11 protein-coding genes are annotated in these 12,213 nt (G+C 44.8%); 1 reads left to right on the top strand and 10 read right to left on the bottom strand.

Annotated features, from left to right (window positions below; genetic code table 11):
* Positions 1 to 5: 5 nt before the first annotated feature.
* The 10 genes from ACXADT_RS06165 to yhfZ all read right to left on the bottom strand — a co-directional run bounded on the left by ACXADT_RS06165 (position 6) and on the right by yhfZ (position 10,469).
* Positions 6 to 1,688, bottom strand: coding sequence for a serine hydrolase domain-containing protein (locus tag ACXADT_RS06165; protein WP_474833716.1), 1,683 nt, complete (start codon positions 1,686 to 1,688; stop codon positions 6 to 8).
* A gap of 243 nt (positions 1,689 to 1,931) precedes the next feature.
* Entirely contained in the window at positions 1,932 to 2,861 is a 930-nt protein-coding gene (locus ACXADT_RS06160; protein ID WP_474833714.1) for a nucleoside hydrolase, read from the bottom strand.
* 69 nt (positions 2,862 to 2,930) lie between these two features.
* Positions 2,931 to 4,208 (bottom strand): serine hydrolase, encoded by a 1,278-nt coding sequence (locus ACXADT_RS06155; protein ID WP_474833712.1) that lies wholly within the window; start codon positions 4,206 to 4,208, stop codon positions 2,931 to 2,933.
* A 1-nt stretch (position 4,209) separates the two neighbouring features.
* Positions 4,210 to 5,364, bottom strand: a complete 1,155-nt coding sequence (locus ACXADT_RS06150) for a YhfX family PLP-dependent enzyme (RefSeq protein WP_474833711.1) — start codon at positions 5,362 to 5,364, stop codon at positions 4,210 to 4,212.
* Between the two features lie 24 nt (positions 5,365 to 5,388).
* Positions 5,389 to 6,486, bottom strand: a complete 1,098-nt coding sequence (locus ACXADT_RS06145; RefSeq protein WP_474833709.1) for an aminotransferase class V-fold PLP-dependent enzyme — start codon at positions 6,484 to 6,486, stop codon at positions 5,389 to 5,391.
* The gene (locus tag ACXADT_RS06140) at positions 6,483 to 7,403 is read right to left on the bottom strand and encodes a phosphotriesterase family protein (protein ID WP_474833708.1); all 921 of its coding nucleotides are present in this window, start codon (positions 7,401 to 7,403) and stop codon (positions 6,483 to 6,485) included. The genes ACXADT_RS06145 and ACXADT_RS06140 overlap by 4 nt, the downstream gene beginning before the upstream one ends.
* Before the next feature lie 19 nt (positions 7,404 to 7,422).
* On the bottom strand, positions 7,423 to 8,712 hold the full coding sequence (locus ACXADT_RS06135) for a YhfT family protein (protein ID WP_474810374.1): 1,290 nt from the start codon (positions 8,710 to 8,712) through the stop codon (positions 7,423 to 7,425).
* A gap of 20 nt (positions 8,713 to 8,732) precedes the next feature.
* Complete coding sequence (locus ACXADT_RS06130) at positions 8,733 to 9,092, bottom strand: DUF2620 domain-containing protein (protein WP_474833706.1); 360 nt, start codon at positions 9,090 to 9,092, stop codon at positions 8,733 to 8,735.
* Positions 9,089 to 9,463: a PRD domain-containing protein gene (locus ACXADT_RS06125; protein ID WP_474833704.1), complete on the bottom strand. Its 375-nt coding sequence runs from the start codon at positions 9,461 to 9,463 to the stop codon at positions 9,089 to 9,091. Before ACXADT_RS06125 ends, ACXADT_RS06130 begins: the two co-directional genes overlap by 4 nt.
* Positions 9,464 to 9,527: 64 nt before the next feature.
* Positions 9,528 to 10,469 carry a GntR family transcriptional regulator YhfZ gene (gene yhfZ / locus ACXADT_RS06120; protein WP_474833703.1) on the bottom strand — a complete coding sequence of 314 codons (942 nt, stop codon included), beginning with the start codon at positions 10,467 to 10,469 and terminating at the stop codon, positions 9,528 to 9,530.
* 262 nt (positions 10,470 to 10,731) lie between these two features.
* On the opposite strand from yhfZ, the gene ACXADT_RS06115 reads away from it, so the two are divergent.
* Positions 10,732 to 12,204, top strand: a complete 1,473-nt coding sequence (locus ACXADT_RS06115; protein ID WP_474833701.1) for a potassium/proton antiporter — start codon at positions 10,732 to 10,734, stop codon at positions 12,202 to 12,204.
* The last annotated feature ends 9 nt before the right edge of the window (positions 12,205 to 12,213 follow it).

Here is a 12,213-nt window from a genome sequence, read left to right as displayed (position 1 = left end):
GAATATCAATATGAGCGTTTCATCCACTCATCACTTGTGAGATGGAGACGTTCTCCGTTCAGTTCTACCTCATCGACATACCATCCTCGTTTATTAACAGAGGAATCCGTATCATAAGAAAATCGGATATAGTTTGTTCCTTCTGGTACCATCAGCTGTTTCTTTTCCCACTGATCACTATTGCCAGTAAGCTCCGTTAAAGCTGTCCAATTTGCTCCATCATTGGAAACTTCAATTTTTCCTACATCATAGTTTGCTTCCAATTGATACCATGTATGAAACGATAATGTAGAATTTTTGTTCACATCGATATTTGCAATAAGGTGCTTTACTGCTTTGTCACCATAACCTGCAAACCACGGGTCAGCTTTCTTCGGCATGTCTACTGGGATGGCATCTGCCACCTGTCTTGCAAAAGCTCTCCTTGTGGGAGATGTTGATACCGTATCTCTCGTAGGGTGAACGCGGTTTGTTAAAAGAATCGCGATCGTTTGATTCGATGGACTGATGACAAGAGACGTACCTGTGTAGCCTGTATGTCCAAGGGTCGTGCTTTCAGTCAGCGCATCCATGAACCATCCTTGCTGAAGTTCAAACCCTAATCCATGATCGTCACCTGGAAACTGTGGTATGCGATTTTCGGTAAGTAGGGCTACTGTTTCCGGTTTCAGTATCCGTTCACCCCCGTAACGCCCATCCATCAAAAACATATGAGCGAACTTGGCAAGGTCTGTTGCCGTTGAAAAAACCCCAGCATGACCGGCTACTCCATCTAAAGACCAGGCATTCTCATCGTGTACCTCGCCCCAGACGAGTCCACGATTTGTCCATGGCTGGTATTCTGTTGCGGCAATGCGGTTCTTTAATTGTGGGTCAGGATTGTAAAACGTATCATTCATACGAAGGGGCTCTGTGATAGTCTTTTGCACATACTCATCAAGACGCATGCCAGATAACTTTTCAATTAGGGCACCGAGCGTAATCATGTTGAGGTCGCTATATGTATACTCTGTACCAGGCTCTGATCGAAGCGGGTATTCTAACACATACTGCATCCGTTCTTCCCGATTTCCATCGATGGTATACAAAGGAACCCAAGGTTTGAACCCAGAAGTATGTGTCATGAGTTGCTCGATGGTAACGCTCTCTTTTCCGTTCGCAGCAAACTCAGGGATATACTCAGCTACCGGATCATCGAGTTCGAACATTCCTTTTTCATAAAGCGTCATCGCAGCAGTTGTAGTGAAGATTTTACTGATTGAAGCGAGGTCAAAGATCGTATCTTTCTCCATCTTTAGAGGGTCATCCATTTCAGTAAACGAATCATCAGTATACCGAGCTTGATACCCGTAGGCTTCTTCTTTCACGATATGCCCTCGCCTTGCAACGAACGCTACCGCTCCTGGCATGACTTGCTCTTCGATCGCTGTCTCTAAAACATCATCGATCTCGTTCAATGGTTCAACACGCATGCCTGCTCCTCGAACTGATCCTTTGTGAAGTACTGCAGAAGTAGGTCCCGGCTCCCCCCAAGAAAAGACAGGGTGAACTTTCTCAGAAGACTGATGCTGATTATGTTTCCCTTTTGTTTCGATCGTCGGACCCTTCGCGTCTGCCTCTATACCAGGTAGTAATAAAGAGGTTCCAAGTACGGTGGATAAAACAATAGACATCGTCTTTTTTCTCATTTGCTCCTCCTTTTTACATAAATGAAATGCGTCAAAACCCCTAATAAGTAAAGAGTAACGCTCTTCCATTATAGTCGTCTATACCACCTTAGTACTGCATGGGAGGAAATAGGTGGTTTTTAGAGGACTATATATCTATGAGATTTGAATTATTTTTGAATATTGTGACATTTTAGAGCTAAACTGTATGAAACTTTATTACATGACAAAGATCGGGTGGTGCCAGGCACCACCCGATCTTTTCTATGCACGTAACGCACCAACTAGCAATCGCCAAAACCCTTCATAGTCAAGCTCCGTTGCAAACTTTACGTTCGGCTCTCTACCTGTCACATGCAAACGGTCAACGCACGTAGTTCCGTAGGTGTACGTTCCTTCCGTCTCTATATCAACTCGCACCTTCTCAAAATCAAAGATCGTTTCATCGATTAAGTACGCAACTGTACACGCGTCATGGATCGGTGCACCGTCAAACCCAAACACCTCTTTGTACGTGGTAGAGAAATAGGCTAATAGCTCACTTACAAGATTCGAAACAGGATTTCCGATTTCAGAGATTTGTTTCAAAATCTCTTCAGTTGCTATCGTTTGGTGCGTAATATCGAGACCGAACATCGTCACAGGTACCCCGCTATTAAATACGATCTCAGCAGCTTCCGCATCGACATAAATATTAAATTCAGCCGTTGGCGTCCAGTTTCCAAAAGTCCCTCCACCCATCACGACGATTTCTTTTATTTTTTCTGTGATGAGTGGTTCTTTCTGAATAGCTAAAGCGATGTTTGTAAGTGGTCCTGTCGGAACAAGGTAAAGGTCTCCATCTGAATCCATCACTTTTTCAACGATTAAATCTACTGCGTGTTGATCACTAACTTCTTTTCTCGGAACATTAGGAAAATGTGGCCCATCGAGACCTGTCTTACCGTGAATCGTAGGTGCGATTTCTCTTTCTCGAATGAGGGGCTCGGCTGCACCTTCCGCAACAGGAACATCTAACCCTAAGATGTCACACATTCTTAGAGCATTTAGCGTCGTTTTTTCCACTTCCACATTTCCGGCGACAGTCGTGATCGCTTCAAGTTGAATGTGCGGGTTGGAAGCGGCAAGGATCATCGCGATGGCATCATCGTGACCCGGGTCACAGTCTAGTATGATTTTCTTCGGGTTTAGCATCTGTATAGTTCCTCCTTTTTATAAAAAAAAGCAAACCCTGATCGCTCAAAAGAGATCAGGGTTTATTCATTATTTAATAGACTCATAAACTAGATTCGCGATATCCTTCGATAATCCTCCAGTGCTTGGGTAAGAACCACTTTCTAACGGACCGTTATTTTGTTTGTTGGTCAGTACGATAATTTGCAAATCGTATGCTGGATCGAAAATCACTTGCGTCCCAGTAAAGCCTGTATGACCAAATGCACGTTCAGAGTGCCCTTCACCCATGTACCAGCTTTTATTCAATTCAAATCCGTATCCTTGTCCAAATCGCTGAGGTTTCGTGAAAGTAGAAAGAGTAGATTCATTATACAATGTGGTTTTCCCGTAACTTCCACCATTCAGCATCGTTTGCCCAAGAACAGCGAGATCACGGGCCGTCGAGAATAGTCCCGCGTGCCCAGCTACTCCACCATTCGCATAAAAGCTATTACCATCGTTTACTTCTCCAACAAGCGTGTACTGACGCCAATCTGAAAAGTCATCTGCTTCTTCAGGGACGTAGTAACCGAAGTTCGGATCATCGATCATCTTATATTCAAAGGGATTTCCCCATGACGTAGCAGCAATCTTTTTATCAAGTTTATCAGGAGGAGTGAACATCGTATCCTTCATTTTAAGAGGGCCATATACCTCTTTCATAAGGTATTGGTCTAAACGCTGACCAGTTACGTGCTCAATAATAAATCCTAACGTCATGAAACTAAAATCACTATAGCGTCGATCTGTACCTGTTTCGTACTCTAAGGACATGTCCGAAATAGTCTCAAGAACGTCTTCAGAATCTTCAGCTTCTAAATAAGTAGGCTGCCAAGGTGTTAAACCAGATGTATGCGTTAATAGGTCAGCAACTGTGACGTCTTCCTTACCATTCTGTCCGAATTCAGGTATGTATTCCGTCACGCGATCATCAACAGAAATTTTCCGCTCGCTTACTAGCTTCATAATCCCTTGGGTCGTACCCATTACTTTCGTCAGGGAAGCAAGGTCGAACATCGTTTTTTTCTTCATCTGACGGGGGTGGTCGAGTAACGTCCCCATATCATACTTCTGTGCATAGCCATAGGCTGACTCTTTCACGATCGTTCCGTCCTTCGCGATTAAAACGACCGCCCCTGGCGTTACCTCATTTTCAATTGCGTCTTCGACAACGTTGTCGATCTCATCTAAGGCGTTCATATCAACACTTTTTGCACTCCCATGCCTAAGCTTATCACCGTATCCCTTTGCGTTAGCAGACTGAAAAGGAATACTGGTAATTAACGTAACGACCAGTAGCATCACAACTACCTTTCCTACTTTCACACTAGCCTCTCCTTTCCAAATGCACGATTTCTGGATTTTTCGAATGTAACCCTCGTACAAGTGCAACGTTCGCTCGAGTGACAAATACTTGCGTTCGAAAAGCATAAACGGCGGTATCCCCAACAGAAACCGGTGTTCCTCGCTCAAGCCTTCCATAATAATCGATATACTCGGATGGCATAGGCTTTTCTTTTAAAAAAGTACGAAAGATGGTTTCAGGGTTATGTCCTACATATGCGCCCGTCACTTTCCCCCGCTCATAAAACCCGCCTCCAAGAACGTAAACATTGTCATCATCTTGATGGGATACTTCTGAAAGATAGATGATCGCTGGCCTCTCAGGAAGAGTGCGAACCGCATGAAGGGGAGTTGTCCCCGTCAACGCATGGCCAGGCTCACCATGGGTGATGCCTGCTCGTTTCAGCATCGGGATGGTTTCCGTACTCGTCGCACTCGGTCCGTTTACCTGTGTGATCGTGAAACCCGCTGACTCTAATTTTTCCTTCGCGTTTAGAAGCGTTTCTAAGTTTTTCGTAAACGTCATCTCTCCTCGATCATCATCCATCAACAGTAGTGGAAATGACGTGATGCCGACGACCTCAATTCCAGGAAGATCTTGTAGAATTAAGATTTCTTCATCGAGTCGATCTAAATGAAACCCACCCCATTGACCTGGATAGATGGTATCACCATCTTGAACAACACGAAGGAGAACGTCCTGCTTCCTCCCTAACCTTACCGCAGCATCCGATACCTGTTTGGCTCGTTCTATTGTAAACACGGTCACAACTTCAGGGTTAAACGAAAGGACATCTTCCCACTGGTTCTTCCCAGGTTGCACGAGGTGCCCCACATTCCCAAGTGCAACCCCTGATTTGTGAAGTCTCCTCGCTTCTTCAAATTCAACCGCTACTGCTTTCTCGATTCCATGTTCAGCAATCCATTTCCCTAGCTCACCCATCCGACCGAGCTGCTTACTCATAAAATATAATGAGAACTCATTCTCTTCAGCTGCACGAGCCATCTGTTCCACGTTCTCCGCTACGGTATCGAGGTCGATGACATACGTATTGGGAGGAAGCTCTCCAGTTTGATGGAGGTTAACACCAGTCTTTATGAGCTCTGGATTCCTTTCCTTCGTAAGTGTTAGAAACAATCACAGCACCTCCCGTTTAATCTACTACAACTCCTCCATCACGTTGTTCAGAATTTCAACAACCGTATGCGCGCCTGCTTTCATCGGATTGATCCTCAACCCATAGTCTAAGAGATTCGGGTTATTCTCTAGAAAACTACCAGACACGCGATAGATCATCGGTACGAGCTCATATCGTGATTCCGCCCCGACCGGGTACGTCGCAGCTCCGAATGTTTTACTTCTCTCGATGACGTTTTTTGCAACAGGGTCGATCAACTCGACGATGACATTCTTTGATTGAGAGTTCGTGATGGTAGCATTCTTCACGCCTGAAACTGCCCCTCGATTTAACAGCTCGCATAAGTGATCGACTTGCTCACTTTGAATGGCAAAAGATACAGGAGCAAACGGAATGGCACGGAGCAGCTCCATCGCTTCAGGACCTTGCACCTGGCTTCCTCCTGAATAATTCCTTTGATGGACAATTTCGATCGCATCCTTTTTCCCTACGATGACACCCACACCTTCTGGACCTAGCAGCTTAAATCCTGAAAAGGTTGAATAATCTGCCCCAAGCTCAACGCCGATCTTTGGCATTTTTAACGCACAGTAATTATCATCGACCACAACATCGATCGTTGGATTCACTGATTTGACCGTTCGGATCACCGCTTCTAGTGAATACGTATCGTTCGGTTGCTGCCGCGCGTGCTGTACGTAAAAGACCTTTGCTTTTGTTGAAGAGGCTATTTCTTTAACAGCATCCAACTTATTGAAATCGACCTGTAGAGCTTGAAGCCCCAACATACGAAATGTTTCCTTTGTTGTCGTATATATTGGAGCCGAATGGACGATGATCTCGTCCCCCGGACCTAACAAAGCACTCAACAGAGAGCGAATGGCTCCCGTACCAGATCCCCTGACGAGTGCACCATGCTCAACGTTAAAAACATCGGCAAAAACACGTTCTACTTTTGCAGTAGTTTTCGGGCGTTTGTAGGTTGGATGGAGCCCACGATCGCCGTCCTGAAACATGTCGTTATCTGTAAATTCCTTTGTCATTCGATCGACGATTTTAAATTGATAGCGCTTGGCTTCCTCAATGGCCATTTGATCTAAAACGGATGCTACATCAATCATGAGCAAACCACCTTCTGACAAAAAGCACGTGCGGGATTTTCAATAAGAAGCATGTTCATGTCACGATCAGAAAAACCATGCTCTTTTAAAAGTGGCACAAACGAATTGAGCACGTAATAGTAGCCGATTCCTCCGTACTTATGCCAGTGAGATTTTCTAGTTAAGTCAGCAGATAGAAGAATACGAGATCCAAACCCTCGTTCGAACAAATATTGAAGCGATTGAAGACGCTCCGTGTCGGGACGATAATTGTTTTTTCCAATCGTATCGAACGCGACATACGCTCCTGCCTCTAAAACGGCAAGAATGCGAGCATCATCTGTATTGAGGTCCTGGTGTCCGATGATGAGCTGCTCCATATCGAGTCCAAGTTTTAAAAAGAGCTCAACCTGCTCGACACCCATCGTACCGAGGGTTGTATGGGTCGTGACTGGCAATCCACTTTCGATCGCCGCAACGCCAGCACCCATCAGCAGCTCCCTTTCAATCGGCTTAATTTCATTGTGACTGCTGCCGATCTCACCAATAACGCCAGGGTACACCTCTGTTCCATCGATGCCATAACGAATTTCATGAAGCATATGCGAAGCAAAATCATCACGGTTCCAAGACGACGACCGGGTCGGAAGAAATGGGTCTTTATAAAAACCAGTACTCGCGATAATGTGGACACCCGTCGCTTCACTAAGTTTCTTTAAAAGTGATGCATTTCTACCCATCCCCTCATTTGTGACTTCAACCATCGCTTGTCCCCCAGCGAGTTTGAAACGACGAAGTTCTTCTTCCATGCCTCCAACGTCGTCAAGGATGGTGTCGGGATCATTTTTTATTCGTGAGAGATCGATACAAAGATGTTCATGAGCCGCGCATACACCTAATTCTGACGAAGAAATCTTACCGGTTACAGTTTGAATCATCGTGAATCCACCTTCCTTTTTACAGCTGCATGATACCAAGTAACACGAGAATATTTGCAAGAATTCCTACAGCGATCGCTCCGATTGGGCCAACTGCCATCCTCACTATCGGACGACCTGCAATTTCATTCAATAAGTAAAAACCAGCGATAATGAAGAAACCGAGGCCAGGTGCAATCGCATTCGCCGCATTCGCTCCACCGATCAAGAGTGCCACTTCTAATAGACGCGTCATCGCCGTACGAATGTTTTCACCCGACTGGCGAACACCTGGATACTTATCGAGAAAACGCGCTACTTTGCTAAGTAGCATGACTTCTAGAAAGATCGTAATGGCTCCAGCTACTAAAGCGACCCACACATTTGGAACGAGTAAGCCTACGACAAAAACAATGGTAAATCCGACGGGACCATACACGCCCGTTGCGATCGCGGTACTCGCCACGAGAGGAATAAAACCAAGCGCACGAGCTCCTGCTGCAATCGCACCGTCCGTTACTTTTCCTTCAGCGATTAAATTAAGTGAAATCGGATCACCCGCCATGATCAATAGATTCGTAGCTGCAGCGATCAGTCCACCCATGATCATAAAATACACAACGTGTTTCTTAATACGGTTCACCCGTTCACTAAAAACGGAAGCAAGATCGATCCCACTTCCTTCTGAATCTGACTTCTGACGCACAGCATAGGTGATCAAGAAGATCATGCCTGCGATCAGCGCCATTCCTTCCTGGTTCAACGTGACGGCTGTGCCGCCAAACGTCAAGACACCGCTTTCATTTAACCAAACGGCTAGCTGTCTCACGATTGCCGAAACGATAAACGTGAGTACACCTTTTTTTACACTAAACTGTAAGGCAACAGCGAGGGCTGGGAACGCCATGAACGTTACGACTACGGGTGATCCTACCTGCCCCATCGCATCGAGAAAGTTCAGCGGCAGTTTTTCAAAGAGAGCTACAAATCCTTCTAACCCTACTAATAACCCTGCACCATAGGCACCACCAATAACTGCAGCCACTGGTGTACCCCACTTGTTTCTTGGTGTCATCAACCCAATGATGTCTGTTCCGAGGAGAATACTATGTATCAAAATAATGCTTGCTGTGATCGTAAATGGAATACCAAATCCGATAACGAGTCCAAAACTCATCGCAAAGGCTGTGACACCGAGCTCTTTACGCCCCATACGACCTTCCGTGTTTTCTGGTACGATCGGCCGCAAGCCATCATTGAAAACAGCCAGGTTCAAATTCGCCAAAACCGCCGCCATCGCACCGATCAGTATAATGAGCACCATTTCCATCATGCGATTCTCCTTTCAGATTATCGTGCTTTAATCGCCTTCATAATCATAGGTACGGCCGTTTCGATGTGATCGGATGTAAAACCGAAAGCTTTCTTCCCTGCTTTTACAGCTTCATTGATCTTCTCCTCATTTGGCTTACGTCCCGGCATAGATACTGTCACGCACTGTGGCTTCCCTACGATCGCGATCGCCATGGCTAACGCGCCGCCACCACCCGTATGACATGCTCCAACGTAATAATCTGCTTGCCCTGTCTTTACTGCCATCGCAGCTTCAACATCCGATTTGATCGATGTCTCGACTCCTTCTGGTCCATACTCTTTTACGAGTGCTTCTACCTCTTTTTTATCAACTTGACCACCGATTACAATTTTCATTGCGATTGATCCTCCTTCAATTCTTGAAAAATAGATACATAGTGAATCTTTAAAAATGCGATTTCTGCTGGAGGAAGCTTTTCCCCCCAAACTGTTTCCACCCACTTGATTTCATCTAAAGCCGACTGCACGTGCTCATTTTTGTCCACCTCTGAAACTAATACCTCAGCCGGTTGATCGATTTTTTCTCCTCTAGACATTCGGGTGAGCGCTGTGGCAAGATGCGTCACAAGCATTTCAAGCTTGTTCTGAGGAAGATCAGTAGACTTACTTATTAACCGTTGTACAGCTTTTTCCGCTATCAGCGCCGCTTCAGGGCTTATCACTTTTCCCTCTTCCAGAATGTTGAGTCGCTCATTAATCGTCGTCAATGCATATAACCTCCAATATACAATATTTAGTATATTTGTTCCGTGATTAAGTGACGTTCTACTCTTAATACCTTGGATAACGTTTTCTATCTTCAACCTGCTGTTGAATGCGAATAACATTACTCAATGAAAGCTCACTTAAAAACTCATAAAGTTCGCTTCGATCTCGGTGTAGGAGCAAGCAAGCCTCGTTTACTTTTCTACTGATCTCAACAGCTTTTTGTGAGCGAAAAGCTCTTTTTCCTAAGCCTTCAGAGAGTGCAGTTTCATCTTTATTCCATACAGCAGCATCGATCTCGTGGTTTTTGAGCATCTCCATCAACTGCATATAATTCACTTCGACGAGCTCAACATCTAACCCTTCGACTTCATATTGCGTCATCATATGCTGGTCCGCTGAAGAGTAGTCGATCCCAACTCTCATCCCAGGTTTGATTTCAGTAACCTTGCGATCTGCAAAAAGAATTTCATGACCAGAAACATAGGAATAATTCCCGAAGGATTTCACGATTTCAACAGCGTTTGTTTCTTCAATCGCAAACTCCGCTGCAAGGCGTGACACGATTACAAAATCATACCTGCCTTCCTTCAGTGCGTCGATTCTATTCGATGACCCTCTCATGAATGCCAAATTAAAAGGGATTTTCATATCCTCAAACACTTGCACGAGCCCTGTTGCTAACCCTTCATATTTTCGTGAATATGGTAGCGGCATCGCACCCATAACAGCGCCAAGACCCGCAACTTCCCAAAGCAATTTCTTGTTCGTCTTAACCAGAAATGTCCCGAGGTGCCCTCTTGCTTCTAGTTCGATCGCCCCTATCTCTTGTAGTAATCGAAATGCTCCTTGAATCGTCCCCCTTCCAAGAGATGTTTCTGTAACGAAATCACTGACCCGAGGAATTCTGCTTCCTGGCTCGATGGATAACAATCTTCCAGCAATTCTCCTCGCTGCCAGACCATTCTTGTTGTATAATTTCTCCCACTTGCCGTCCAACGTCTCCACCTCAATATACAGTATTTTGTATTTTATAACGTCAGTGTAACGTAACGCGACTTTTATTTCAATGAATTTTCTGATTATTTAAGCGCTGCGCCTAGAATAGGGACTTCCCACCTAAAGTAAACAATTCAAAATATTAGTGACTGCCCTTCTTATATGATAAAATTTAGTCAAATCTCGAAGTACGGTATACGGTCTTCATTAAGTGAAACACTTAATAAGATCAGCGCATACGTTTGATGTGAATGATAGAAGGGGCAACAAAATGGAAACAGATACGGTCATATTATTTAGTGCGTTATTTTTAATAGGTGGCGTGATGATGGCGAAGTTCTCATCACGAGTAGGTGTGCCAGCTCTTGTTCTTTTCATTATCGTCGGAATGCTCTTTGGAAGTGACGGGTTTGGGTTCATCTATTTCGATAACGCTTCATTAACCCAATCATTAGGGATCCTCGCACTTGTCCTCATTTTGTTCGATGGTGGTCTTCAGACTGAATGGCGAAGAACAAAAGCAGTCCTCCCTATTTCGTTATCGCTCGCAACGATAGGCGTTCTGATCACAGCAGGTCTCTTCGGGGTGGCAGCAAAGCTGCTTCTCGATGTCACGTGGAACGAAGCTCTTCTTTTAGGTGCAATCGTTGGTTCTACAGATGCGGCTGCTGTGTTCTCTGTATTGAAAGGAAAAAATATTAAGACTAAACTTCAATCAACACTCGAGGCGGAGTCTGGATCGAATGATCCGATGGCAATGTTCTTAACACTTTCTCTTCTTCAAGTGGCGATTGGAGAAAAAACGATCGGAGCTTCAGTCGTTCTTTCCTTCTTCTGGCAGATGGGTGTTGGACTCATATTCGGAGTTCTCCTAGGATACGCAGCATCCTGGGCCATGAAAAATATCGATCTTGGTTCGAACGGTTTATACCCTGTGTTCTCCATCGCCATCGCTCTGTTTACATACAGCGTGACAGACCTCATCAATGCAAGCGGGCTTTTAGCTGTTTACGCTGCTGCACTGGTACTCGGGAATACGAAGAGTCTTCCTTATGGTCAGTCGATCTTCCGTTTTCATGATGGCATCGCTTGGTTGATGCAGATCCTTATGTTTATCATGCTTGGTCTCCTCGTCTTTCCTGCTGAGTTATTCTCTACATGGATCGTATTAAAAGGACTAGCATTATCAGCTATACTCATTTTCATCGCACGGCCAGTTGCCGTTTTTATATCGAGTATACCTTTTAAATTCACTTTAAAAGAAAAGGTGTTTCTCTCATGGGCTGGCTTAAGAGGAGCTGTTCCAATCGTACTCGCAACGTTCCCATTGTTGGCTGGTCTCGAAAACAGTCAGCTGTTCTTTAACCTCATTTTTTCAATCGTATTGACGTCAGCCTTGTTTCAGGGAACTACCATTCCTTTTATCGCAAAGCGTCTTGGTCTTACAGGACCAGAAGTTCATGTTCCATCTCATTCACTTGAGCTTGTTTCATCGACCACGGTAAACGCAGAGATGATTCCTTACACCATCACATCGTCTTCAAATCTCGTTGGACGAGAGCTATCAAACATTTCTTTTCCAGAAAAGGTTCTAGTGAGTGCGATCATTCGAGCAGATGAACTGATTGCGCCTTCTGGTGAAACGAAGGTGCAAGTAAACGATGTTCTATACATCCTTGTTGAAAATCAAAAGCGATCAGAACTTGAAAAAGTTCTCGGTATTCGTAAAACGATAGGCGGATAAATAAAAGGG

The sequence above is a fragment of the Anaerobacillus sp. ABR4_321 genome (genome assembly GCF_056158505.1).
The sequence above is the reverse complement of the archived record's forward strand: the minus strand, read 5'-3'. Positions and strand labels throughout refer to the sequence as shown.